This window comes from Corallococcus sp. bb12-1, from assembly GCF_026626765.1.
GTDB lineage: Bacteria > Myxococcota > Myxococcia > Myxococcales > Myxococcaceae > Corallococcus > Corallococcus terminator.
In genome coordinates this window covers 13123-36010 of record NZ_JAPNJZ010000033.1, presented here as the reverse complement: position 1 = coordinate 36010, position 22888 = coordinate 13123, and the positions used below count along the sequence as shown (strand labels likewise).

The 22888-nt window shown below is 68.4% G+C and carries 23 protein-coding genes and 1 riboswitch; of the genes, 13 read left to right on the top strand and 10 right to left on the bottom strand.

Going from position 1 to position 22888, the window contains the following annotated elements; genetic code table 11:
* Entirely contained in the window at window positions 1-1878 is a 1878-nt protein-coding gene (gene thiC / locus OV208_RS38455) for a phosphomethylpyrimidine synthase ThiC (RefSeq protein WP_267578947.1), read from the bottom strand.
* Between the two features lie 43 nt (window positions 1879-1921).
* Window positions 1922-2033: riboswitch (TPP riboswitch) on the bottom strand.
* A gap of 242 nt (window positions 2034-2275) precedes the next feature.
* On the opposite strand from thiC, the gene OV208_RS38450 reads away from it, so the two are divergent.
* Complete coding sequence (locus tag OV208_RS38450) at window positions 2276-2845, top strand: hypothetical protein (RefSeq protein WP_267578946.1); 570 nt, start codon at window positions 2276-2278, stop codon at window positions 2843-2845.
* A gap of 64 nt (window positions 2846-2909) precedes the next feature.
* Here the strand turns inward: OV208_RS38450 and OV208_RS38445 are convergent, their stop codons facing one another.
* Genes OV208_RS38445 through OV208_RS38435 form a run of 3 tightly spaced genes read right to left on the bottom strand, consistent with a single transcriptional unit; the run spans window position 2910 to window position 6321 of the window.
* Window positions 2910-5177 (bottom strand): xanthine dehydrogenase family protein molybdopterin-binding subunit, encoded by a 2268-nt coding sequence (locus tag OV208_RS38445; RefSeq protein ID WP_267578945.1) that lies wholly within the window; start codon window positions 5175-5177, stop codon window positions 2910-2912.
* Window positions 5178-5188: 11 nt separating this feature from the next.
* Window positions 5189-5650 (bottom strand): (2Fe-2S)-binding protein, encoded by a 462-nt coding sequence (locus OV208_RS38440; RefSeq protein ID WP_120545476.1) that lies wholly within the window; start codon window positions 5648-5650, stop codon window positions 5189-5191.
* Window positions 5647-6321 carry an Isoquinoline 1-oxidoreductase subunit gene (locus tag OV208_RS38435; RefSeq protein ID WP_267578944.1) on the bottom strand — a complete coding sequence of 225 codons (675 nt, stop codon included), beginning with the start codon at window positions 6319-6321 and terminating at the stop codon, window positions 5647-5649. Before OV208_RS38435 ends, OV208_RS38440 begins: the two co-directional genes overlap by 4 nt.
* 387 nt (window positions 6322-6708) lie before the next feature.
* Between OV208_RS38435 and OV208_RS38430 the strand changes: the two genes are divergently transcribed.
* Window positions 6709-7074 (top strand): hypothetical protein, encoded by a 366-nt coding sequence (locus OV208_RS38430; protein ID WP_120545478.1) that lies wholly within the window; start codon window positions 6709-6711, stop codon window positions 7072-7074.
* 12 nt (window positions 7075-7086) lie between these two features.
* On the opposite strand, the gene OV208_RS38425 is transcribed toward OV208_RS38430, so the two are convergent.
* The gene (locus OV208_RS38425; protein ID WP_267578943.1) at window positions 7087-7797 is read right to left on the bottom strand and encodes a siderophore-interacting protein; all 711 of its coding nucleotides are present in this window, start codon (window positions 7795-7797) and stop codon (window positions 7087-7089) included.
* A 148-nt stretch (window positions 7798-7945) separates the two neighbouring features.
* Between OV208_RS38425 and OV208_RS38420 the strand changes: the two genes are divergently transcribed.
* The 3 genes from OV208_RS38420 to OV208_RS38410 all read left to right on the top strand — a co-directional run bounded on the left by OV208_RS38420 (window position 7946) and on the right by OV208_RS38410 (window position 11062).
* A complete protein-coding gene (locus OV208_RS38420) occupies window positions 7946-9196 on the top strand; it encodes a dipeptidase (RefSeq protein ID WP_267578942.1) in 1251 nt (416 codons plus the stop codon).
* 185 nt (window positions 9197-9381) lie between these two features.
* Entirely contained in the window at window positions 9382-10344 is a 963-nt protein-coding gene (locus tag OV208_RS38415) for a DUF6600 domain-containing protein (RefSeq protein ID WP_267578941.1), read from the top strand.
* A gap of 151 nt (window positions 10345-10495) precedes the next feature.
* On the top strand, window positions 10496-11062 hold the full coding sequence (locus OV208_RS38410; protein WP_267578940.1) for a ferritin-like domain-containing protein: 567 nt from the start codon (window positions 10496-10498) through the stop codon (window positions 11060-11062).
* Between the two features lie 105 nt (window positions 11063-11167).
* On the opposite strand, the gene OV208_RS38405 is transcribed toward OV208_RS38410, so the two are convergent.
* Window positions 11168-11908, bottom strand: a complete 741-nt coding sequence (locus OV208_RS38405; RefSeq protein ID WP_267578939.1) for a M90 family metallopeptidase — start codon at window positions 11906-11908, stop codon at window positions 11168-11170.
* Window positions 11909-12086: 178 nt separating this feature from the next.
* On the opposite strand from OV208_RS38405, the gene OV208_RS38400 reads away from it, so the two are divergent.
* Window positions 12087-12497, top strand: coding sequence for a PaaI family thioesterase (locus OV208_RS38400; RefSeq protein WP_267578937.1), 411 nt, complete (start codon window positions 12087-12089; stop codon window positions 12495-12497).
* A gap of 297 nt (window positions 12498-12794) precedes the next feature.
* Here OV208_RS38400 and OV208_RS38395 read toward each other — a convergent pair whose 3' ends face one another.
* Window positions 12795-13082 (bottom strand): hypothetical protein, encoded by a 288-nt coding sequence (locus OV208_RS38395; RefSeq protein ID WP_147448941.1) that lies wholly within the window; start codon window positions 13080-13082, stop codon window positions 12795-12797.
* Between the two features lie 462 nt (window positions 13083-13544).
* Between OV208_RS38395 and OV208_RS38390 the strand changes: the two genes are divergently transcribed.
* The gene (locus tag OV208_RS38390) at window positions 13545-14603 is read left to right on the top strand and encodes a C39 family peptidase (protein WP_267578935.1); all 1059 of its coding nucleotides are present in this window, start codon (window positions 13545-13547) and stop codon (window positions 14601-14603) included.
* Window positions 14604-14685: 82 nt separating this feature from the next.
* Window positions 14686-15096: a DUF3224 domain-containing protein gene (locus tag OV208_RS38385; protein ID WP_267578933.1), complete on the top strand. Its 411-nt coding sequence runs from the start codon at window positions 14686-14688 to the stop codon at window positions 15094-15096.
* A 25-nt stretch (window positions 15097-15121) separates the two neighbouring features.
* Here OV208_RS38385 and OV208_RS38380 read toward each other — a convergent pair whose 3' ends face one another.
* A complete protein-coding gene (locus OV208_RS38380; protein WP_267578931.1) occupies window positions 15122-16111 on the bottom strand; it encodes a GlxA family transcriptional regulator in 990 nt (329 codons plus the stop codon).
* A 110-nt stretch (window positions 16112-16221) separates the two neighbouring features.
* Between OV208_RS38380 and OV208_RS38375 the strand changes: the two genes are divergently transcribed.
* The 4 genes from OV208_RS38375 to aac(3) are packed head-to-tail and all read left to right on the top strand — an operon-like array spanning window position 16222 to window position 19273.
* The gene (locus tag OV208_RS38375) at window positions 16222-16779 is read left to right on the top strand and encodes a cysteine hydrolase family protein (protein WP_267578930.1); all 558 of its coding nucleotides are present in this window, start codon (window positions 16222-16224) and stop codon (window positions 16777-16779) included.
* Between the two features lie 12 nt (window positions 16780-16791).
* Entirely contained in the window at window positions 16792-17709 is a 918-nt protein-coding gene (locus OV208_RS38370) for a DUF6310 domain-containing protein (RefSeq protein WP_267578929.1), read from the top strand.
* Window positions 17706-18455 carry a DUF5953 family protein gene (locus OV208_RS38365; RefSeq protein WP_120544356.1) on the top strand — a complete coding sequence of 250 codons (750 nt, stop codon included), beginning with the start codon at window positions 17706-17708 and terminating at the stop codon, window positions 18453-18455. Before OV208_RS38370 ends, OV208_RS38365 begins: the two co-directional genes overlap by 4 nt.
* Window positions 18452-19273, top strand: a complete 822-nt coding sequence (gene aac(3), locus OV208_RS38360) for an aminoglycoside 3-N-acetyltransferase (protein ID WP_267578927.1) — start codon at window positions 18452-18454, stop codon at window positions 19271-19273. The genes OV208_RS38365 and aac(3) overlap by 4 nt, the downstream gene beginning before the upstream one ends.
* On the opposite strand, the gene OV208_RS38355 is transcribed toward aac(3), so the two are convergent.
* Window positions 19267-20268, bottom strand: coding sequence for a fatty acid desaturase family protein (locus OV208_RS38355; RefSeq protein WP_267578925.1), 1002 nt, complete (start codon window positions 20266-20268; stop codon window positions 19267-19269). The genes aac(3) and OV208_RS38355 overlap by 7 nt on opposite strands.
* A 181-nt stretch (window positions 20269-20449) precedes the next feature.
* On the bottom strand, window positions 20450-21277 hold the full coding sequence (locus tag OV208_RS38350) for a polyphosphate kinase 2 family protein (RefSeq protein ID WP_267578923.1): 828 nt from the start codon (window positions 21275-21277) through the stop codon (window positions 20450-20452).
* Window positions 21278-21450: 173 nt separating this feature from the next.
* Between OV208_RS38350 and OV208_RS38345 the strand changes: the two genes are divergently transcribed.
* Window positions 21451-22884: a cytochrome c peroxidase gene (locus OV208_RS38345; protein ID WP_267578921.1), complete on the top strand. Its 1434-nt coding sequence runs from the start codon at window positions 21451-21453 to the stop codon at window positions 22882-22884.
* Window positions 22885-22888: the final 4 nt, after the last annotated feature.

Below are 22888 nucleotides of genomic sequence, written 5' to 3'. Positions count from 1 at the left end.
TCAGCGGTACAGCTCGCTTCCGGCCTTCTTGAATTCCTCGCTCTTCTCCTGCATCCCCGTCTCCAGCGCCTGGACCTCGTTGACGCCCACCTTGTCGGCGTAGTCGCGCACGTCCTGGGTGATCTTCATGGAGCAGAAGTGCGGGCCGCACATGGAGCAGAAGTGGGCGACCTTGGCCCCTTCGGCGGGGAGCGTCTCGTCGTGGAAGGCGCGGGCGCGCTCGGGGTCGAGCGACAGGTTGAACTGATCCTCCCAGCGGAACTCGAAGCGCGCCTTGGACAGGGCGTTGTCGCGAGCCTGGGCGCCCGGGTGGCCCTTGGCCAGGTCCGCGGCGTGGGCGGCGATCTTGTACGTGATGACGCCTTCCTTCACGTCATCGCGGTTGGGCAGGCCCAGGTGCTCCTTGGGCGTCACGTAGCAGAGCATCGCCGTGCCGAACCAGCCGATCATCGCCGCGCCAATGCCACTGGTGAAGTGGTCGTAGCCGGGCGCGATGTCCGTGGTGAGGGGCCCCAGCGTGTAGAAGGGCGCCTCGTGGCACACGGCGAGCTGCTTCGTCATGTTCTCCTGGATGAGGTGCATGGGGACGTGGCCGGGGCCTTCGATCATCACCTGCACGTCGTGCTTCCAGGCGACCTTCGTGAGCTCGCCCAGCGTCTCCAGCTCCCCGAACTGCGCGGCGTCGTTGGCGTCGGCGATGGAGCCGGGGCGCAGGCCGTCGCCCAGGCTGAAGCTGACGTCGTACGCCTTCATGATCTCGCAGATCTCCTCGAAGTGCGTGTAGAGGAAGTTCTCCCGGTGGTGCGCGAGGCACCACTTGGCGAGGATGGAGCCGCCGCGGCTGACGATGCCGGTGAGGCGCTTCGCGGTGAGCGGGACGTACTGGAGCCGCACGCCGGCGTGGATGGTGAAGTAGTCCACGCCCTGTTCGGCCTGTTCGATGAGCGTGTCGCGGAAGATGTCCCACGTGAGCTCTTCGGCCTTGCCGTTGACCTTCTCCAGGGCCTGGTAGATGGGCACGGTGCCGATGGGCACGGGCGCGTTGCGGAGGATCCACTCGCGCGTCTCGTGGATGTTGCGGCCGGTGGACAGGTCCATGACGGTGTCCGCGCCCCAGCGGATGGACCAGACCATCTTCTCCACTTCCTCCTCGATGGAGGACGTGACGGCGGAGTTGCCGATGTTGGCGTTGATCTTCACCAGGAAGTTGCGGCCGATGATCATCGGCTCCAGCTCCGGGTGGTTGATGTTGGCGGGGATGATGGCGCGGCCCCGGGCGATCTCCTCGCGCACGAACTCCGGCGTGATCACGCGCGGGATGGCGGCGCCAAAGGAGTTGCCGGGGTGCTGGGCGGCGAGCGACGCGTGCAGCTTCTGGTTCTCACGCACGGCGACGTATTCCATCTCCGGCGTGATGATGCCCTTGCGGGCGTAGTGCATCTGGCTGACGTTGCTGCCGGCCTTGGCTACGCGGGGTTTGCGGATGTGGTTGAAGCGCAGGCCGGCGAGGCGCGGGTCCGCTTCGCGGGCGCGGCCGTACTCGGAGGTGATGCCGGCGAGTTCCTGGGTGTCCGCGCGGGCGTGGATCCAGTTCTCACGCAGGGCGGGCAGGCCCCGGCGCAGGTCGATGTCGGCGGCGGGGTCCGTGTAGGGGCCGCTGGGGTCGTAGACGTAGACAGGGGGGTTGGCCGTCTCCGGGCCGGAGCCCGCGGGGCCGTGGTGCCGGGTGGGCGTCTGGGCGATTTCGCGCAGGGGGACGCGGATGTCGGGGTGCAGGGTCCCGGACACGTAGACCTTCTGCGAGGCGGGAAGCGGGCCGCGGCTGATCCCCTCCAGCACCTTCCCGTCGACCTTCAGGCTCTTGGACGCTCCACTCATCGGACGACTCCTCGTGACAACGGACGGGAGACGGGACGGGCATGGAGCACCCACACCGCTTCCCTCCGCCGGTATTAACCGGTTCAGGTTCAAAGGGTCGGACGCGGCAACGCGACCGTCTCAGCCCCCTTCCGGAGGCGCCCCTAGCGACTGCGGAGCGGTGTAGCGCAGGGGCCAGCGGGCTTCAACCGGGGCACGCACGAGCCCCTGGCCAGTGGACGCCTGGTGGCCCTGCGGGGAGGGGCTCCCAGGCTCTGGAATCGCCCGAGCCTTCCTTGGAGCGCAGCCCTCATGTGGCCGGGAAACCGCTCCGGAGGTCTTGCTGCTGACGGTGCAGACCGTGAGTGGGGCCTCAGGCCGGGTGTGCCCCTCGCCGTCTTCCCAGGAAGAGTCCCCCATGCTGCTGAGCCGCGTCCTCCCGCTGCTGCTGTGCGCCACCCTTTCGCTCATCGGCTGCGGAGGAGACCCGGTGTCGTACTCGGCGCCGGTCGGTATCAACCTCAAGGCCAAGTCGTCCGACACCACCAACGGCACCGTCACCACCCAGAAGGGCATCTCGACCGAGTCGGGGAACCCCTACAAGGTCTTCGTCGATGAGGCGCGCCAGGGGCTGGACGGCAAGTCGCCCTCTCGCGTGGAGCTCACGACCCTGACGCTCACCCTGGGCGCGGGGAGCGTGGGCGCGGCCTCCCTGGCGGAGGTCTTCACCGGCCGCGTCGACGTGTTGTTCCTGACCGAAGAGTCCAACAACACCTACGTCGCCGGCCACGTGGAGAACCCCACGGGGAGCGGCCCGGTGGCGCTCGTCGTCGACTTCGATTCGGAAGCAATGCCAGACGCCGACTACACGCGCTTCCTCGACGGCAAGTTCAACGTCGTGCTGCGCGGCCCGGCTGCGGCCAGTTTCACGACCAAGGGCGCGGACGTGGACTTCCAGTCCACCTTCGCCTTCACCGCGTTCGAGTAACGCCCCTCCCCGAGCACCGAGGGGTCAGTAGGGAATGTACGGCCCTACGACCCCGGGGTCTCGCTCAGACCTTCACGGACTTCACCAACGGCAACTCCCGCACCCGGGTCCCCGTGAGGGCAAAGACAGCATTGGCCAGGGCCGGGGCCACGGGGGGCACGCCGGGCTCGCCCACGCCTCCGGGCGGGCCGTCGCTCGGGATGATGTCCACGTGAATCTTCCGGGGCGTCTCCGCGATGCGCGCCAGCCGGTAGTCCCGGAAGTTGCTCTGCACCGTGGCGCCGTCCTTCATCGTGATCTCGCCGTACAGCCCCAGGCTCAGGCCGAACACCACCGCGCCCTCCATCTGGGACCGCACGCGCTCCAGGTTCACGATTGTGCCCGCGTCCGCGACGATCCACGCCTCGTCCACGCGGATCTGCTCGTTCGCGTCCTTCACCACCGACACCACCACCGCGACGTACGTCAGGAAGCTGCGGTGCGCCGCGAGCCCCAGTGAGCGACCCTCGCGCTTGCGCTCATCCCACCGCGCAAGGCCCGTCACCCGCTCAATCACCCGCCGCAGCCGCGTGGTGTCCACCGGGTGCTCTTCCAGCGACTGTCCGTAGTTCGGCACCTTCGCGACGCCCAGCTCCTTCGGCGTCACGATCCGGGAGGGCCCCAGCACCTCCAGCAGCGTGTCGCGCGGATCCGTGCCCTTCGTGTGCGCCAGCTCGTCGATGAAGCTCTGCACCGCGAACGCGTGGTAGATGTTCGCCACGGACCGCAGCCAGCCGATGCGCGTGTGTGCCCGCGCTTCGCAGTTCTCCATCCGGATGTCGGGGATCGCCAGCGGCAGATCCACGATGCCCTGCCCCATCTCCCCGTCCCCCGCGAACGTCGCGTCGGAGAACGTAGAGCCAATCGGCGGGAACGCGATGCGCTGGTGCCACGCCACCACCTTGCCGCTCGCGTCCAGGCCCGCCTCCAGCCGCTGCGCGCTCGTCGAATGGTAGTAGTCGTGGCGCACGTCATCCTCACGCGTCCACTGCAGGCGCACCGGCGCGCCCACCGCCTTCGCCACCAGCGCCGCCTCCACCACGTAGTCCGGCTTCGACTTGCGGCCGAACCCGCCACCCAGCAGCGTCACGTGGATCGTCACCTTCGACGGATCCATCCCCAGCGCCTTCGCCACCTCGCTGCGCGCGGCCTGCGGATTCTGCGTCGTGGCCCACACCTCGCAGGTGCCGTTCTCCACCTTCGCCACCGCCGCGGGCGGCTCCATGGGCGCGTGCGCCAGGTGCGGCGTGTTGTACGTGGCCGTCACCCGCTTCGCCGCCTTCGCCAGCGCTCCTTCCGCGTCGCCGACGTTGCGCACCACCTTGCCCGGCTTGCCAATCACCTCCAGCAATTGCTCCCGGTACGCCGCCGAGTCGTAGGCCCCGTTGTCCCCGCCCTCCCACGTCACGTCCAGCACCGCGCGGCCCTTCATCGCCGCCCAGGTGTGGTCCGCCACCACCACCAGCCCGCCCAGCGGCTGGAACAGGAACGGCTTCTGCGCCGTCGGCAGCTCCACCACCTTGCGCACGCCCGGCACCGCGAGCGTCTTCGTCGCGTCGTAGCGGGCCACCTTGCCGCCCGCCACGGGCGGACGCGCGATGACCGCCGTGAGCATCCCCGGCAGCTTCACGTCCGCGCCGAACACCGCGCGGCCCGTCACGATGTCCGGGCCATCAATCAGCGGCAGTTCCTTGCCCAGGTGCTTGAGCTCACTGCGCGGTCGCAGCGTCACCGCGCTCTTCGCGGGGACCTTGAGCTTCGCCGCGTCGGTCGTCAGCTCCCCGAACTTGAACACCTTCTGGCTGCCCTTGAGGAACACCGCGTGGTCGCGCGCTTCGCACGCCTCGGGCGCCACCTTCCAGCGCTTCGCCGCCACCGCCACCAGCATGGTGCGCGCCGTCGCGCCCGCGTACCGCAGGTCGTCGAAGATCTTCCGCACGCTGCTGGAGCCGTCCGTGTTCTGGTCTCCGTACGCCTCGTCGCCGTCGCCCTGGACGATCTTCACGTGGGCCATGTCCGCGCCCAGCTCGTCCGCGATGAGCACCGGCAGCGAGCTGCGCACGCCCTGCCCCATCTCCGAACGGTGACACACGATGGTGACCAGCCCATCCGGCGCCAGGTGTACGAAGACGTTCGCCCGCAAGCCCTCCGAAGACACCGGCGGGTAGGACGTGGGCATGGGCGCGGCGTGCGCCCGGTTGGGCAGCACCACCTCCAGGCTCAGCCCCGCGGTCACGATTCCCAGACCCTGGAGCACGGAACGTCGCGACAGCCGGATGCGGAGGTCTTCCATGGTCGAGCCGCTCATTCGGTCGGCATCCCGGCCGCCTTCTTCACGGCGGTGCGGATGCGCGTGTACGTCCCGCAGCGGCACAGGTTGCCCGCCAGCGATTGATCGATCTCCGCGTCGGTGGGCTTCGGCTTCTTCGCCAGCAGCGCCGCCGCCGTCATGATCTGCCCCGCCTGACAGAAGCCACACTGCGGCACCGCCAGATCCACCCACGCCTTCTGCAAGGGGTGCGAACCATCCGGCGACAGGCCCTCGATGGTCATCACCTCGCGCCCGTCCGCCCGGCGCACCGGCGTCACGCACGAGCGCACCGCCGCCCCGTCGATGTGCACCACGCACGCGCCGCAGAGCGCCTGCCCGCAGCCGTACTTCGTGCCCGTCAACGTCAGCACGTCGCGCAGCGCCCAGAGCAGCGGCATCTCCGGATCCACATCGAGGACATGCTCGGTTCCATTCACGCGAAGGCGGATGCTCACGGTCGACTCTCCTCGCGCGGGCACTCCGCGCCGTCCTTTACCCACGCGGCCACCAGGGCCCCGAACTCCGCCTGCGTCCCCGGCGCCGGCACCCGGTCCGCCCCCGGCTTCCATCCCCAGCCCACCAGTTCGTCATGCGCGGAGTGCTCGATGATCTCCGCCAGGCTCTTGCCCCCGTTGCGCGCCGGGTCCTTCAACTGCTCGCACAGGGACTGGGGCGTCCGCCCCTGCCAGGCCATCACCCTGGGCGCCAGGTGCCACTTGGGCGCACCTGGGACCCGCGCCAGCTCCGCGTTCCTGTCCTGGTGGCACGACGTGCACTCCAGGCCCGGCACGCCCTGGTCGCCAGGGCCTCGCGCCACCGGAGGGTCGTGCAGTTGGAAGGAATCGCCCTGGGTCGGGCTGTCCCCCGCCGGATGGCAGTTGGCGCACCGGGGGTGCAGCATCACCCGGCTCGCCTCCAGGAACAGCGCCCGCGAGCGCTCCTTCTTGTCACCGATGGAGGCGAACGCCGTGGGCGCGCGGAGCGCCTGGGTCTCCACGGTCGGCAGCTTCACCGTACTGCCTTGCACCGCGCGGCCACCGCACCCCACGCCGAACGCGAGCGCCAGCGTCACCCCGGCCGCACCCGCACCCAGGACGACTCCCAGTGCTTTCGAGCGAAGACTCATCGTGCCCCGTCCTCCCAATCCCTTCGGCCAGAGGTCGTTCCGGCGCCACACGCGTCGTCGCGAAGCCGGACGGGCCATGCTGCCCCATCACGTCCTCGGAGAGCCTGACAAAAGCCGTGGGGCCCGGGTAGGAATTCTTCGGGACGCTCCGCATTCCCAGCGAGCAGGCGTCCGCTACTCCACCCGGCGAGGTGTCGCGCGGACGCCTCGCGCCCCTGTCCTCCGGGCATGCGTGGGCCTTTGCGTGCCTTGCTGACAGGGACCGCTCACGGGATTGACGGATTGTCTTCCGGGGGCCGCGGGCGGTTCGCGCAAGTCCCCGGAATCGCGTGCGCGGGGACCTGGAACGACAAGTGTATTGGGAGGAGCGCAAGGAGATTGCCCGCCATGCGCCAGAGCCCCGTGTCGTCCGTGTTCTCCATCACCCGCCTCTTCATCGAACAGTGCGCCCGCTGGAGGCTGCGTGAGGAGGTCATCGCGTTCATCCTCGACTTCGGCACGCCCGCCCGGGCGTGCGGTGCCACCCACCTCACCGTGCACGAGCGCGACCTGCCCTGGAGTCTGCGCGACTCCTCGCTGGCACGGCAGGCGCGCGGGTGGATCCTCATCCTCAATGACGAGGACCGGCTCCTCACCTGCTATCGCCGTCAGGACGCTTCGCGCTTCCTGCGACAGAAGTCCAAACGCCGTCCCGCCGGCGTCAGCCGTGGCCGCGAGGACACGCTGCGCGGACTGCACTTCGCACCGGCGTGAGCCGACGACGTCTCAGTCGAGCCCCGCCTTGCCCACCGCCCAGTAGGCCTTCACCTTGGGCGTGGCGCGCACACCGTCGCCCTTGAGCCGCGCCCGCAGGGCCTGGATGGACTGCGCCCTTCCCGTCATCACCAACGTCGCGTCCGGCTTCGCGCGCAGCGCTTCGCGCAGCCGTTCGTGGACCCGAGCCAGGTGCGCGTCGCCTGCCTGGCGTTCCACGTCCTGGCCTTCGAAGCCCAGCTCGCGCAGCGCGGGCGCGCAGTCCTCGCGGTGCGACACCTCGAAGAGGGGCGTCACGTCTCGCTTCCCGGCGGTCCGGAAGGCATGCGCCACCGCGAATGACGTTTCGTCACCGAAGAGCACCACCGGTGCGCGGCCCTCGTCCAACACCAGCGAACGGCGGGGCCCGAAGAACTGGAGCGCATCCCCGACGCGCACGTCGCGTCCCCACTTCGCGCCCGGGCTGTCGCCGTGCAGGTACACCAGGAAGGACGTGGCGCCGCGCGCTTCGTCCCATGACAGCGGCGTGTATGTCCGCAAGCCCAATCCCGGCAGGTACACCTGCACCTTGTCGCCAGGAGACCAGCCCTGTCCTCGCAGGGCCACGCCTTCGCAGTCCACCTGGCGGAAGGCTCGCGACACCTCGCGCACCTGCGTCACCTGGGAGTCGGTAAAGAGGAAGCGTCCCAGGACGCTCCCCAACATTGCCTTCGCGGATGCCATCGGAGTCTCCCCTTCGGTGGAGGTTCATACGCCAGCCTCCCACCACCGGCCCGTGAAGTTGCGTGAAGTGTCGCCGGACAGGCGGGCCCTCCCCGCGCCCATGACGAAAAGGCAGGCAATCAAAGGCCGAGGTAGGCGAAGAGGGGGCATGCGACCCACCTCCGCGCTTCTGAGCCTCGCCCTGCTCGCGATTTCGGCCTGCTCCCACGGAACGAACGTCCCGGCGCCAGAAGCGCCCGTGGACCTCGCCGAACGCAGCCGGGAGCTGGCCCGGCGCATCGTCATCGCCGATGGCCACATCGACGTGCCCTACCGCCTGCGTGAGGGATTGGGACCGGACGGCACGCCCACCGAGGACATCTCCTTGCGCACCGCCAAGGGCGACTTCGACCACGCCCGCGCGGTGGAGGGCGGCTTCGACGTGGCCTTCATGTCCATCTACATCCCCGCCGAGTACCAGAAGCAGGGCGGGGCCCGGCAGCTGGCGGACTCGCTCATCGACATGATGGAGGAGATCGCGCGCGCTTCACCCGGGAAGTTCGCCATGGCCTCCTCCGTCGAGGAGGCCCTGCGCAACACCCAGGCGGGCAAGGTCTCCTTCGCGCTGGGCATCGAGAATGGCGCGGCCATCGAGGACCGGCTGGAGAACGTCGGTCACTTCCAGCGGCGCGGCGTGCGCTACATCACCCTCACCCACTCCGAGGACAACCTCATCAGCGATGCCGCCGCCAGCCAGGGCAAGGGCACCTGGAACGGGCTCAGCCCCTTCGGCCGTCAGGTGGTGGCGGAGATGAACCGGGTGGGCATCATGGTGGATGTCGCGCACCTCTCGGATGACGCCCTCCGGCAGGCCGTGGAGGTGAGCCAACTGCCTGTGATTGCCTCGCATTCATCGTGTCGCCACTTCACGCCCGGCTTCGCGCGCAACATCCCCGATGAGCTCATCCGCGCCGTGGCCGCCAAGGGGGGAGTGGTGATGATCAACTTCGGCTCCGCGTTCCTCACCCCGGCCGCGCAGAACTACGGCAAGCAGTTGGGCACGGAAATCGAGGCCTTCGCGGTCCGGCGGGGCCTGACGAAGGGCAGCCCCGAACTCAAGACCTTCATCGAAACCTACCAGCGCGAGCACCCGCTCCCCCTGGCCCGGGTGGAGGACGTGGCGGACCACATCGACCATGTCGTGAAGCTGGTGGGTATCGACCACGTGGGACTCGGCTCCGACTTCGATGGCGTGGGCCCTTCGCTTCCCATCGGGCTCAAGGACGTCTCGCAATACCCCAACCTCTTCCGCGTCCTGCTCGAGCGGGGCTACAGCGAGGCGGACATCGAGAAGGTCGCCTCGGGCAATGTCTTCCGCGTGTGGCGACAGGTGGAGGCCCACGCCGCGAAAAAGCCCTGAGCGCCCCAGGGGAGGTCCGAAGCGCTCGTCCGGACGCCTCCTCTCGTGGACGGCGGGCCTGTGGAAGCGGCGGAGCGGGGCCGTGCGTGGTGAGGCCGGTGGACGGCCGGGCCGCTCGCACGTGCCTCCCCGCTGGACGAGAAGGCACATCTTCCAGGACAGAACCCCCACGAAAGAGAGCGGACATGGGCCCCTGGAACACGCGGATGCGCTGGCTGCGGCCCACGGGCGCAAGTGTCATCGCACTCCTGGCGGCCTCCAGCTGCGCGATGGGCCCGGAGGATTTCGGGCCCCAGGTGACGTCGAGCGCCGTGACGGAGGGCAGCGCCATCACGCAGTTCCGGGACGTGCTGTCTCCCTATGGCACCTGGCTGAACCTCCCGGACGTGGGCTGGGTCTGGCGCCCCGAAGCCAGGGTCGTGGGCACGGACTTCGCGCCTTACGCCACCGGGGGCCGCTGGGTGTCCAGTGATTGGGGTTGGACCTTCGAAACCGACTGGGATTGGGGCTGGGCGCCCTTCCATTACGGCCGGTGGTTCAACAAGCCCTCGGTCGGCTGGGTGTGGTGGCCCGACAGTGAATGGGCCCCGGCCTGGGTGGACTGGCGGTGGGACGAGGCCTCCATCGGCTGGCAGCCCCTGCCACCTCCGGGGCTGAGCATCGGGTTGTCATGGAACTTCGTGAGCACGGGCGACTTCCTGCGCCCGGAAGTGGGCCAGCACCTCGCACCGCCCGAGCGCGCACCCGCGTTGCTGCGTCAGACGCAGCCGGTGGGAGAACACGTCGTCTCCCACCTCGGCGACTCCTGGAACCCGGGCCCCACCTCCGCCGAGGTCGCGCGCGTCACCCGACAGCCCATCCCTCTCGCGAAGCCCATGACGCCCCCCACGGGCCACCCTCCCCGCGCACGCACCGGCCCCACGGTGACGCCTTCACGGCCCACGTCTTCCGCCCCTCACCCGGGGCCTTCGCCAGCAGCCGCGCCTCATGCGGAGCCTGTCGCGAGGCCCGAGGCAACCGTGCCGCATGAGCAAGCCGTACCGAGGAGCGAGCCCGCCGCGCCACACGAGGCTCCCCATTCGCCCACGCCCCACGCGGAGCCGCACCACACGGAGCCGTCCCAAGCGGAACCGCACCACGGACGGTGACGGTTCGAAGCGTCCTCCCGTTGGCTCGCCCTTCACTCTCCGGGGCGGGACGGACGGGCGTGGCCCTCCCGGGGCTCCAGGGCAGGTGGGGTGGCCTCCCGCGCCTCCCCCACCCCAGTTTCCCGACACGCAGCCGCCGGGAGGAACCACCATGGCCGAAGTACAGCCGCCGCCGTTCGTCACCGACATCCAGGAGATCCGCCGCCGAGCCCGTGAGCATCTGGAGGAAGGCGCCGTCACGGAGAACTACCAGGGCACCGTCGAGACGACGCTCAAGCTGCTCAACGACGCGCTCGCGACCGAGATTGTCTGTGTGCTGCGCTACACGAGCCACTACATCTCCGCGGTGGGCATCCACAGCGAGGCGGTGAAGGAGGAGTTCGGCCAGCACGCGCGCGAGGAGCAGGACCATGCGCTCCGGCTCGCCGAACGCATCAACCAGTTGGGCGGACGGCCGGACTTCAACCCCGAGGGGCTGCTGTCCCGCAGCGCCAGCCAGTACGTCGAGGGCCAGAACCTGGTGGACATGATCCGCGAGAACCTGGTGGCGGAGCGCATCGCCATCGAGACCTACCGCGACATGATCCGCTACTTCGCGGACCACGATCCCACCACCCGGCGGCTCCTGGAGGACATCCTCACCAAGGAGGAGGAGCACGCCAACGACATGCATGACCTGCTGGTGGCCCATCAGGGCAAACCCATGCTGGAGAATTGAGCCGCCCCGGTCCGGTGGGTCTCTCGGGCGGGCCCTGAATGGACCCGCCGGGCCGCGGCTTCTCAGTCGCTTCATGAAGGAGCGCCGGGCTCAGCCCGGAGCCGCTCACCCGCGCGCCGGATCCCATCCGTAGAAGCGCATGAGTTCCTCGTAGAGGTCCGGCGTCTGCTCCTTCATCTGACGCGGCTTCTCGAAGAAGGACTCGGTGGCCACGGCGAAGAACTCGGCCTCGTTGAGCCCGCCATAGTCGTCCAGCACCGCTCGCTCGGGACGACGGCCCTCGCGCAGCTTGAGGTAGTGCTCGCCCATCACCGAGGCCCAGGCCGCGTAGTGCGAGTAGCGGCGCAGCTGGGGGGTACCGTCGAAGCTTCCGTCCTCCCGGTCCAGGACATGGGCGAACTCATGCGTGGCCGTGGAGTGGCCGTCATTCGGGTCGCGCAGTCCCGCCAGCACCGCCTGCCACGACAGGATGACGCTGCCCCAGTTCTTCGCCTCGCCCAGCACCACGCCGGTGCGGTCCGGAAGCCGGAACGCGTCTGGATAGACGATGATCTCCCTCAAGCGATCGTAATAGGAGAGGTCCAGGTGGAGCACCAGGCGCACGGCGGTGGCGGACACCACGACCCGGACCTCGTCGGTGATCGTGAAGCCCCCTGCCCCGATGAACTCCTTCTCCCAGATGAAGAGCTTGAGCAGATCCAGGAATCGCTGGCGCAGCTCTGGCGCGAGCTCCTGGGCGAAGGGGACGTGGCGCTCCAGGGGGTCGGACCATTCGGGAGGAAAGGGCCGACGCAGCCATCGGCGTCGACGGAGGGTGCGGAAGAGGCCGGAATGGGGAAGCGCCATGAGAAGCGCGAGTCTACCCGCGCGGCATGCGGTGACCACCGCCGCGCGACCGAACCGTGCGAGCCCGAAGCCTCCACGCCTGCGACGGTCAGCCCGTCGGTGCGACTGGCAAGAGCCGGCGCGACGAAGACGCAATGCGGTTCAGGGATAATATGCGGCCCTTCCCAAGGAGTTCGCATTGGACGACCTTCAAGAGTTCGCGCGCCAGGTGTTCGCAGCCCAGGCGTTCAGCCAGTTTCTCGGCGCACTGCTCACGCATGCGGGCCCCGGCACCGCGGAGATCCGACTCCCCATCACCGATCCCCTGAAGCAGCAGCACGGCTTCGTGCACGGGGGCGTACTCAGCTACCTCGCGGACAATTCGATCACGTTCGCGGGAGGGCTGGCGCTGGGCGGCAATGCGCTCACGTCGGAGTACAAGATCAACTACCTGAAGCCGGCGGTCGGCTCGCTGCTCATCGCCCGGGCCCAGGCGAAAGGCGTCGGGAAGCGCCAGGCCATCTGCCAGTGCGAAATCTTCGCGGTCCAGGACGGCGAGGAGAAGCTCTGCGCGATCGCCCTGGGAACCGTGGTCACTGCGGCAGCGTGACTTTGTCAGACGCCGTTATTCAATCCTCGCATTCGCCGCTTTTTCGAGCATCTCGACAGTCCAACGAGAGAAGGCGCTCCGTGCCGGAGCACCGCCAGTTCGAGGGCGGAAGGACCGTTCCGTCCTCCCAGGTGTTGTTGGACCAGAGACTCCCTGGCTCCGACGTGTCGAAGCTGGTGATGGCCCCATAATAGCCACAGCGTCCGCTCGCACCGCGGTGAGATGAGAGCCCATTGAAATGGAGCGATCGGGCCAGTGCGTTGTTCAACAGGCGCTCAGCGGAAACAAGAGCCTCCTTCAAAAGCTGCTGGCGGTGTCGATGCGGCCCGTCCGCAGAAGGCCGATGATGCGGATGCCGTCGGAGCCCGCGCCCGGGCAGTTCTGGGGATGGCTGAACATGAAGATGCTCGCGGCCCCCTCCCCCTCGGTATCGACATCCACGGACGAGTTCCCCGAGTACACCAGGAGGCCGCTGCCGTTGTATGCGCTCACGTACACGGGGTGCTGCGGGCCCACGGGGACATCGAGCATCGCCCCGTGAATGGAGTCTTTGTCCACGTCCAGCGGCACGGATTCGATAGGCACATCAAAAGACGCCATCGCCGTCGTAACGCCGCAGGGGTCCGTCTCCAACGGGATGTGCACCTGGATTGCGTAACGGGGCGGGTTTCCCGCGTCCTGGGCGCCTTCCTCCTCGCCACAGGCTCCGAGTAGCGCACAGCATCCCACCAACATCACTCTCTTCAGAACTCGCATCATCGGTCCTCCCAGGTCGTGCATCCGCTTCATGCTCCTTTGGACACCCGACCCTGGTGGGCTGGGACAGGGCCCTCCGCCCAGGATTATCTGGAGAGCGCCCACCGGCAGTTACGCCAGCAGCGACAACGGAAATCGGCTTCGATTTTGTCATCCGCTTCCGTGAGCGCATCCTCCGTCCTCGCCCTGCGAGCATCCGATTTAACTCGGCTTAATTCATCGGAGGGCGGCTGCCGCGTGACACTGGGTGAGCGTTTCATCCAAGAGACGAAGCCCAGAGGGGGAAGCCACATGAAGCTCCAGCGCAATCTCGTCACGCCGAAGGTCTCGCAGTTCCAACCGGCACAGCCGCAGCCACCGCCGGGCGCCCTGTCCCGGCCGTCAATTCCGCCGCCCGCGCCGTTCGCCCGTGACGCCTTCGAACCGCGGCCTTCCACGAACATCCTGAAGCCCCGCCTGGAGGGCGCCCCCCGTGGGAGTTCGACCGTCGTGTCCCGCTATGAGGGAACAGGGGCCACGTCGAACGCGGGCCGGATCCTCCGGAACACCCGACTCCAGACGTTCCTGGCGGAGCACCCCGGCATCAAGACCGCGCAGGACCTCATCGACTACAGCTCTGCCAAGGACGTGAGCTTCCAGAAGCTGTGCAATCAACTGGGGCTGAACGACGACGAGCTGGCCGCAAGCCGGTCGGTCAACCTCAGCGAGTATGTGTATGCAGGCCCGTTGCTCGCGCCGAACCTGCCGAGCACGGTGGATGCCGCGAATGATTACTTCATCACGCAGTTCAAGACCGACAAGTTCAACCCTGAGGGGGACACGTCGACCCGGAACTGCGGGCCCACCAGCCTGGCCATGGCGTTGCGCGTCCAGGGGAAGATGCCCGAGGGCCTCTCGCCCGAACAGCAGATCGACTACGCCCGGGGGCTGATGTACCCGAACGCCGAGAGTTCCATGGTGGAGGTGAACGGCAAGCAGTACCGGGGGGTCGATCAGGACGGGGAGAACACGGACATCTCCGCCGTCACCAGTGCCGCGGAAAGCATGGGCGCCGGAGGGTCCCAGGGGACGGGTTGGGGCGCGCTCGATGACGCGCTGGCTTCAGGCAAGACGGTGGTGTGCCCGGGCAACGTGGGCTCCGAATGGAGCGCGAGCTTCCCCGACGAAGACGCCTACCACCTGGAGGGAGACGGGCACTTCATGGCGGTGCTCGGGCGCACGGCGGACGGCAAGTACCTGGTCGCGGATCCGCTCTACCCGGACGGCGTCGTGGAGATGACGCGCGCCCAACTGGAACCCTTCTTCCGCCTGAACACCAGCCAGGAGCCGGTGTTCGCCGCCATCGGCTGACACGGGGGCTGTCGCGTTTTTGCAATCCCGCGCCCGGGGTCCTGGCATATCCGTCCGCCCAGCCAGCAACGGAGCCAGTCCCATGACGAAGCGTGCAAGCGGCCCTTTCGACGTAAAGCTCACCCCCATGGCCCCGGAGGCAGGCGCGGTGGAGGCGGCCCCGGGCCGGATGAACCTGGACAAGCGCTACCACGGCGCGCTGGAGGCCACGAGCCAGGGGCAGATGCTCGCGGTGCGCACGCCCGTGGAGGGCTCCGCGGGGTACGTGGCGATGGAGCACGTCACCGGCACGCTGGAGGGCCGCGGCGGCACCTTCGCGCTCCAGCACTCCGGGACGATGACGCGCGGCGCGCCCCAGCTCGTCATCACGGTGGTGCCGGACTCCGGAACCGGCGAGCTCGTGGGGCTCGCCGGTTCGATGACCATCGACATCGCCGCAGGCGGCAAGCACTCCTACGACTTCCAGTACACACTGCCTCAGGGAGCGCGGTAGCAGCCACGGCTGCAGGCCAGATGTTTCACCGCTTGGGAATGACGAATCTGCGTCTGTACCCATCGGGTGTCAGGCCCGTGCGTGCCTTGAAGCGACGTCGGAAGGACGTGGCGTCCGCGTAGCCGACGGCCTGGGTGATGTCCTCGACGGTGCGGGGGGTGGTCTCCAGGAGGCGCTTGGCGGTTTCGATGCGCAGACGCTGGACGTAGTCCAGGGGAGTGTCGCCCGTGGCCTTGCGGAAGCGTCGCAGCAGGGTGCGCTGGCCAAGGCTCGCGGCCCGGGCGGCGTCCGCCAGGGTCACCGGACCCGAAAGGTGCGCCTCCAGCCAGTCCTGGGCGAGCAGCACCGCGGAGTCGCCATGCCCCCGGGGTGAGGTGTGCACCGCGAAGGGTGCCTGGAATCGGCGGGCGGGCTCCACCAGGAGCATCCTGGCGCAGTGCATGGCCAGCTCCGACGAGGCGTGTCGCGCCACCAGGTGCAGGCAGAGGTCCAGGTACGCGGTGACGCCACCCGCGGTGAGCACATCGCCGTTGTCCACCACCAGCAGCTCCGACTTGAGCGTCACCCGTGGGTAGCGGGCCGAAAAGGACTGGGCGAGCCCCCAGTGCGTGGTGGCCTCCCGGCCATCCAGGAGCCCTGTCTCGGCCAGCAGCAGGACTCCGGCGCATACGGCGGCCAACCGCGCTCCCCGCGCATGCTGTTCCGCCAGCCAGGCCACGACGGCACGCTCGGCCACGATTCCTTCCAGGGGGCCCACCATCGCCGGGACCAGGATCAGATCGAAGCAGTCCGAGGGGCCCGGCACGTGTCGCGCGGCCACTTCCACGCCATGGAAGCTGCGGACCGGGCCGGGCCGGAGGGACACGACTTCCGCCGCGAAAGGCTCCCCCAGCCCCTGTTCGCGACCCAGGATGTTCGCCATGGCGAAGACATCCAGGGGACCTGTCACGCTGGAGGCCACACAGCCCTCCAGGGCCAGCACCGCGATGCGGGTCGTGAGCTGCTCGGCGGACATGGTCGCTTGTCGTTTTTCGCCTGGAGATTGTCAATCCGGACACTCCCGCCGGGAGTCGGACCTGGATACACATCCGGGCATCGCACTCCCATGCGTAGAGGAGGACATCCGTGGAGAAGCCCCTGGAGCACGCCGCGCTGCTGCTCATCGACATCCAGAATGACTATTTTCCGGGCGGCCGGTTCGAACTGGACCAGACCGAGGCCGCGGCCACCCGGGCCCGAGCGGTCCTGGACGCCTTCCGGGAGCGAGGACTGCCGGTCCTCCACATCCGCCATGAGTCGATGGGGCCGAGCGCTACCTTCTTCCTGCCGGGAACACCCGGCGCGGACATCCATCCCCTGGTCGCGCCCCAGCCGGGAGAGCCGGTGGTGCTCAAGCACTTCCCCAACAGCTTCCGGGACACGGACCTCCAGACACACCTGCGGGCCCTGGGCGTGAAGCAGTTGGTGGTCGCCGGCATGATGACCCTCATGTGCGTGGACGCCACGGTGCGCGCGGCCGCGGACCTGGGCTACGCGGTCACCGTCCTCTCCGACGCCTGCGCGGCCCGGAGCCTGGAATTCCAAGGGCAGGTCGTGCCCGCGGCCCACGTCCATGCCGCGTTCCTGGCGGCCCTGGGCATGGGCTATGCGCAGGTGATACCCACGGCTGTCCTGCTGGATTGAAGGGACGTGCCCATGGGTCTCCGCGCCTGCATCGCACTCCTCCTCGCCCTCTCGGCCTGTGCTACGCCAGCACCGCTCCCGGGAGAGCGCATGGCCCGGAACACGAGGGTCGCAAACCTCCAGCGAGCGGCGAAGCTGCCCTGGGGTGACGACGGCAGATGCGTCGTCCAGGAGGCGTCCCAGCCCTGGTCCTTGGTGGTGGAGCGCTGCTTCGAGGCGCTCGACCCTGACCGGATCCGGTTTCACGACCCGACGGGACGGTGCACGGTCGCCTCCACGGGCGCGGCGACACTGGGTCTTGGAGCCTGCGTCCTGGTTGCCCCTGAGCTCGTCGTGGGAGCCGTGATCATCATTGGCGTGGTGGTGGTCGCCGTCGCGATCAAGGAGGAGCTGGACGCCCATGAACTGCGACAGCTCTATCCCGAGGAAGCAGGCACCGCGCGAGGAGCGCAGGCGACACCCGTGGAGGCCGTGGCGAAACGGAAGCCCCGGATTGAGCCGGAACCCGCCGGGCAGGACTGGCAGCCCCCATTGCCGCCCGGGCCCCTGGACCGGACGCGCCACGCCAGATGCGAGCCCATCCCAGTGCCCCATCGGGGTGGAGACGATGCGCACAACGCGTGCGCCGACAGGTTTCCGCCCAATCGGTATCCCAAGATGGACGTGCTCGTGGACGGCCTGCGCTTCGATGCGCTGCAAGTGGGCGTGCGTGTCCTGTGGGAGATCAAAACCGATCAATTCGACACGTACAGTGATTTTCTCCAGCGTCAGGTGGTCAAGGATCAAGCAGTCAAGATGCGGGAGGAACGAGGCATCGCGGCGGCCTGTGGATATGGCTTCGTCGTCGGCGTGAGCACCCAAGCGCACAAAGAAGCGTTGGAAGCAGAAGAGCGCACCCTCGATCTCGTGGTCACGGGGTGCGAACGATGACGACTCGAAAAAGACTTGGCATCATCGTCTACGCACCCGCGCTCGTGGGCAACGACGGTCGCTCGCTCGCGGTCGTCCATGGGATGGAGCGGGCGCTCCCCGGCTTGCGTCTGGAATGGAAGGTCTCCGAAGACGGACAGCTCATTGCATTGCCTCAGCGCGACGCGTGGCTTGAAGAAGAGACGAAGGAAGGGGGGTTCCAGCTCGTGTGCAACGGAGACGAGGGTTACCCCGTGACGGTTTATGGATTGCAAACGCCCGGCAGCCAGGCTCCGGGCGGGCAACCGTTGCTGGATGTCCACGCAAAGCTGCCGCTGGACGAAGCCATGAGCGCAGCGGCGCCGGGCCTGCTTGAGAGCGTGGCGGAGGGCGCACTCGCGCTGTGGGGACATGCGACGCCGTCCAAAGCGGCGGTGGAGATCTCACGGCAGACAATCGATCCGGTGCACAAGCCAGGAGTTCCGCCCCGGGGGCTCCCAGCGCTCAGATTCCCAGAGAAGCTCCGCTCGCCCGCGCTTCCGCATTGCCTCGGGTGGCTGAACTACTGGTCCGCCGCGTCCGCGCAAGCCATCGGGTTTCCGGACCCCGCCCGAGACGCGGACCTGCTTTCACGTTCGCGCCGGACCGCGACAGGGGGGTGGATTGTGCAACTCACGGATGCGCCGCTCGATCTGGACGACCCCGCCCACCTGGACACGCTCCTGCGAGCCTACGAGCGCTTCCCGGAGATTGGCGGACGCTCATGACCTCCCCAAACAAGCCCCCTTCCCCACCCTCCATCTGGACCCGGGCGGTTCTGGCCGAGCAACTCCAGACACTGGGGCTGGAACTCGGTGATTCTGTCCTGGCCCATGCCGCCCTGCGCTCGGTCGGGCCGATCCTGGGTGGCCCCGACATGCTGATCGCCGCCATCGGTGATGTGCTGGGGCCCGAGGGCACCCTGCTGGGCTACTGCGATTGGCAGCTTCCGGACGAAGTCCACGATGCTCCGAAGCTGCGCGACCAGATTCCCCCTTTTGATCCGCTCCGCTCCCGTTCAACCCGCGACAACGGCGCCTTCCCAGAGCTGCTTCGCACCACGCCCGGCGCCAGACGCAGCGGAAATCCCGGCGCCTCCTGCGCTGCCCTGGGAGGCCGCGCGGAGTGGTTCACCTCCGACCATGCGCTCGACTACGGCTATGGGCCCCGGTCCCCTTTCGGCAAACTGGTCGCCGCGGATGGCAAGACCCTGATGCTCGGTGCGCCGCTCGACACCATGACGCTGCTCCACCATGCGGAGCACCTCGCCGACATCCCCCACAAGCGCGTCCTTCGCTACGAGGCGCCGCTCCTCATCGACGGGCGGACCGTCTGGCGCGAATTCGAGGAGTTCGACACCAGCGACCCGGTGGTGGAGGGACTCGCGGACGACTTCTTCGCCGAAATCGTCGAAGCCTTCCTCGCCACCGGCCAGGGTCGCAGGGGTTTGATTGGCGATGCACCCTCGGTGCTCGTCGAAGCCCGGCCGATGGTGGCCTTCGCCGTCCACTGGCTCGAAAGCCGTTTCGGGGTCACACGTCAGTAGCTGGCGACCGCGTCGCTGTAGCGCACCATCCGTCGCCGCGCCGGATCCCACAGGTTCAATCGCAGGCAGCCGACGATATCCTTCAGCGTGAGCGCGGTGACGTGGGGCCCCTGCAACTCCGGCAGGGCCGCCATCGCCTCCGGCAGCCGGTAGAACGGGATGCGCGGGTTGAGGTGGTGCACGTGGTGGTAGCCGATGTTGCCCGTGAACCAGGCCATCACCGGCCCGCAGCGCAGGTAGCTGCTGGCCTCCAGCGCCGCGTCCGCGTGCGTCCAGTCCGCGTCCGGCAGGATGGCCACGTCGTCGAAGTTGTGCTGCGCGTAGAACAGGTACGTGCCCAGCGCGTACGCCACGAACAACGGGCCCACGAAGGCGCACAGGTACACCGCGAGGCCGAAGAAATGCCAGACGGCCACCGACAGCGCTACGTGCAGGCCGAACGCGAGCCCGGACGTCCAGTAGCGCTTCGGGTTCTTCACGAACGGCACCAGACACAGGCTGATGAGGAACGCGGTGACGTAGCCGAACAACAGCGTCACCGGGTGGCGCTCCACCACGTAGCCCAGCCGCTGCCAGCCCGTGGCCTTGCGCCACTGCTCCGTGGTCCACGTGACGAAGGTGCCGGCGGAGTCCGCCTCGATGCGCGCCGTGTTCGCGTGGTGGTGGTTGTGCGTGTCATTCCAGATGCGCGCGGGCGTGAGCGTGAGGATGCCCTGGACCTGGAAGAGCGCCTTCGCCCACTTGGACTTCGGCAGGAGCGCGCCGTGCATGGCGTCGTGGAAGAGGATGAAGGCGCGGATGAGGACCAGCGCTTCGATGAAACCTCCCACGATGCGCAGGGGCCACCAGGGCGCGGCCACCGCCAGCGCCACCGCGCCCGCCAGCGCCGCATAGGTGGACCCCAGGGCCCAACCCGAGCGCACGGCGTCCTGTGTGGCGAAGGCACGCGTGCGGGCAATGAGGTCCTTGCTCGAATGCGACGCGGTTCGTTCCATGGCGCGGAGACTCCGACGGTGACCGCCCGGCGAAACACCGGGGCGGATGACAGCCATCGTTGTCGCATCGCCATGTCATGGCCGGGTCAGCGGTCCGCACGGCGTTCGGGCGTGTCCCCGCGTCATCGTGACGCGGAGTGCCGACGCGGCGGGCCGCTGCCCGGTGGAAGGGGCTCGCGCGTCAGCGCTTCTTGCGCCACGCCTTGAGTTCCGTCTTCTTCTCCACGCCGACCTCGTCCAGGCGCTCCTGCCATTGCTTGCGGTACGGGCGCAGGGCTTCCGCCACCGTGCGGGCCACCACGAGGTTGCGGTACCACTTGGCGTCCGAGGGGACCAGGTGCCACGGCGCCTGCTCGGTGGACGTCCGGGCGAAGACCTCTTCATACGCGCGCGTGTAGTCGCCCCAGTGCTTGCGGTCCTCCCAGTCCCCGGCGCTGATCTTCCACGCCTTGCGCGGCTCCTGTTCGCGCGCGAGCAGGCGCTGCTCCTGTTCCTCCTGACTGATGTGGAGGAAGAACTTGAGGACGATGGTGCCGTGCTCCGTGAGCAGCGATTCGAAGTCGCGGATGTGCTGGTAGCGCAGCTTCCACAGCGGCTTGGGGACCAGCGAGTTCACCCGCGCCACGAGCACGTCCTCGTAGTGGGAGCGGTTGAAGATGGAGAACTCGCCCTTGCGCGGGGCCTCGCGGTGGACACGCCAGAGGAAGTCGTGCTCACGCTCCTCGGTGCTGGGTACGCCGAAGGAGGTGACGCTCACGCCGCGCGGATTGAGGCTGCCCACCACGTGCTTGATGGTGCCGTCCTTGCCGGCGGTGTCGCGCCCCTGGAGGACGATGAGCACGGAGTTCATCTTCGCGCCCCAGAGGAGGTCCTGGAGGTCGAACAGCTCCTCGCCCAGCGCGTCGAACTCCGTCTTCGCCTCATCCCGGTCCGCCTTCTTCGGCGGAGCCGCGGAGATGCGATCCAACTTCAGCTTCGCCGCCTGCTTGTCGTTGCGGATGGTGTTCATGGTCCCCTGCCCTCCCGGTGTGGGGAGATGCTGCCCGGAAGTCCGGGGAATTCACACCCTGGTTCAAGGGGACCGTGGACGATTCACCGGATTCGGACCTTTTGGGGCACGGGTGACACGCACGGCGCCTCCCGGTGTTCCCTCATCCGCCGCATCATCCGGGAGGGAAGCACATGGCAGGGCGTCGATTCATCGCGTGCACGGTGGGAGTCTTCGTGCTCACGGGCTGTACCGAGACAGGAACCTCCGTCGAAGCCGTCTCCGAACCCGTCACGTCCCAGGCGGAGCTGGTGTCCCCTGCCCTGGCGCTCGCGGGGAAGCAGCACTTCCAGGAGGCACTGCCCGGCACCAACGGCCGCTCCTGCGCGACATGCCACGTCCTCTCCGACAACACCGCCCTCACGCCCGCGCACGTGGAGACCGTCTGGGCACGAAACCCCGGGGACCCGCTGTTCAATCGCATCGACGCGGATGACCCCACCGCCGCCGTCCCAACCTATGCGCACCTCAAGAAGGGGCTGGTGCGTGTCGTCCTCCCCCTTCCCCCGAACATGGATGTCATCGACGTGCAGGGGAACGTCGTCACGTCACCGGACCGGAAGATCTCCGTCTGGCGCGGCGTCCCCAGCATCGCGGACGTCGGCTTCTCCGGCCCCTTCCAGTTCGATGGCCGTGAAACGAGCCTCACCGAACAGGTGCAGAGCGCCGTCACGAACCACAGCGAGGGCGGCGCCGTGCCCGCCACCGTGCGCAATCGCATCGCCGCGTTCGAGCGCAGCGTGTTCAGCTCACCCCGCGCCCGCTTCGTGTCGGACCTGCTGGAGCTGGGCTTCCCCCTGGGCAAGATCCCGGATCCCGACGCGCTCCTCGTGCTCGATGCCGCCGAACGCCGAGGCCGGGACGTCTACGCCCTCGCCTGCGAAGCGTGTCACGGAGACCGCACCAAGAACCGCATCGTGCGGCGCGACGTCCATGACGCGCTCTTCTTCGCCATCAAACCCGATGGCAACATCCATTACACCCTCACGCCCGGACAGCCACCGAAGCCCGCCAGCGTGCCCCGCCCGCACAGCGAGTTCCTCAACATCGGCTTCTCGTTCATGACGTATCTGGGGCAGCGCGGCGCCGTGCCTCTCTTCAACGACTCCGTGCCGTTCCCCCAGTACCGCTTCCGCTTCTACACGGACGCCACCCGGCAGCACTCCGTCGCCGACCTGCCGCCCATCCCCGTCACCGCGAGCGGAGACCCGGACGACCTCGTCCCCGCGCTGGACGAAAACGGCGCGCCCATCACCGGCCCGGCGCTCGCACCCCAGTGGTATTCGACGGACCCCGGCCGCGCGCTCATCAGCGGCGACCCCGCGGAGTTCGAGGCCTTCGACGTCCCTTCCCTGCGCGGCATCGGCCGGTCCGCGCCTTACTTCCACGACAACAGCCACGCCACGCTCGCGGACGCGGTGGACACCTACAGCCGCTTCATCCTGCCCGGCGCCAGCTTCGCCGGGGTCGTGCTGCCGGTGCACCCGCCCGAGTTCCCGGGCGGATTTCCGGAAATGCTCACCCCCACGCAGAAGCAGGACCTGGTGCGCTTCCTCCAGAGGCTGTGAGCCT

Excerpts from the sequence above, each read along its gene's own strand:
- OV208_RS38390 (WP_267578935.1), top strand. The coding sequence starts at position 13,545 with ATGAAGCTCCAGCGCAATCTCGTCACGCCGAAGGTCTCGCAGTTCCAA.
- OV208_RS38355 (WP_267578925.1), bottom strand. The coding sequence starts at position 20,268 with ATGGAACGAACCGCGTCGCATTCGAGCAAGGACCTCATTGCCCGCACG.
- OV208_RS38410 (WP_267578940.1), top strand. The coding sequence starts at position 10,496 with ATGGCCGAAGTACAGCCGCCGCCGTTCGTCACCGACATCCAGGAGATC.
- OV208_RS38415 (WP_267578941.1), top strand. The coding sequence starts at position 9,382 with ATGGGCCCCTGGAACACGCGGATGCGCTGGCTGCGGCCCACGGGCGCA.
- OV208_RS38420 (WP_267578942.1), top strand. The coding sequence starts at position 7,946 with ATGCGACCCACCTCCGCGCTTCTGAGCCTCGCCCTGCTCGCGATTTCG.
- OV208_RS38450 (WP_267578946.1), top strand. The coding sequence starts at position 2,276 with ATGCTGCTGAGCCGCGTCCTCCCGCTGCTGCTGTGCGCCACCCTTTCG.
- OV208_RS38365 (WP_120544356.1), top strand. The coding sequence starts at position 17,706 with ATGACGACTCGAAAAAGACTTGGCATCATCGTCTACGCACCCGCGCTC.
- OV208_RS38445 (WP_267578945.1), bottom strand. The coding sequence starts at position 5,177 with ATGGAAGACCTCCGCATCCGGCTGTCGCGACGTTCCGTGCTCCAGGGT.
- OV208_RS38345 (WP_267578921.1), top strand. The coding sequence starts at position 21,451 with ATGGCAGGGCGTCGATTCATCGCGTGCACGGTGGGAGTCTTCGTGCTC.
- OV208_RS38435 (WP_267578944.1), bottom strand. The coding sequence starts at position 6,321 with ATGAGTCTTCGCTCGAAAGCACTGGGAGTCGTCCTGGGTGCGGGTGCG.
- OV208_RS38425 (WP_267578943.1), bottom strand. The coding sequence starts at position 7,797 with ATGGCATCCGCGAAGGCAATGTTGGGGAGCGTCCTGGGACGCTTCCTC.
- OV208_RS38350 (WP_267578923.1), bottom strand. The coding sequence starts at position 21,277 with ATGAACACCATCCGCAACGACAAGCAGGCGGCGAAGCTGAAGTTGGAT.
- OV208_RS38380 (WP_267578931.1), bottom strand. The coding sequence starts at position 16,111 with ATGTCCGCCGAGCAGCTCACGACCCGCATCGCGGTGCTGGCCCTGGAG.
- OV208_RS38430 (WP_120545478.1), top strand. The coding sequence starts at position 6,709 with ATGCGCCAGAGCCCCGTGTCGTCCGTGTTCTCCATCACCCGCCTCTTC.
- OV208_RS38385 (WP_267578933.1), top strand. The coding sequence starts at position 14,686 with ATGACGAAGCGTGCAAGCGGCCCTTTCGACGTAAAGCTCACCCCCATG.
- OV208_RS38405 (WP_267578939.1), bottom strand. The coding sequence starts at position 11,908 with ATGGCGCTTCCCCATTCCGGCCTCTTCCGCACCCTCCGTCGACGCCGA.
- thiC (WP_267578947.1), bottom strand. The coding sequence starts at position 1,878 with ATGAGTGGAGCGTCCAAGAGCCTGAAGGTCGACGGGAAGGTGCTGGAG.
- OV208_RS38370 (WP_267578929.1), top strand. The coding sequence starts at position 16,792 with ATGGGTCTCCGCGCCTGCATCGCACTCCTCCTCGCCCTCTCGGCCTGT.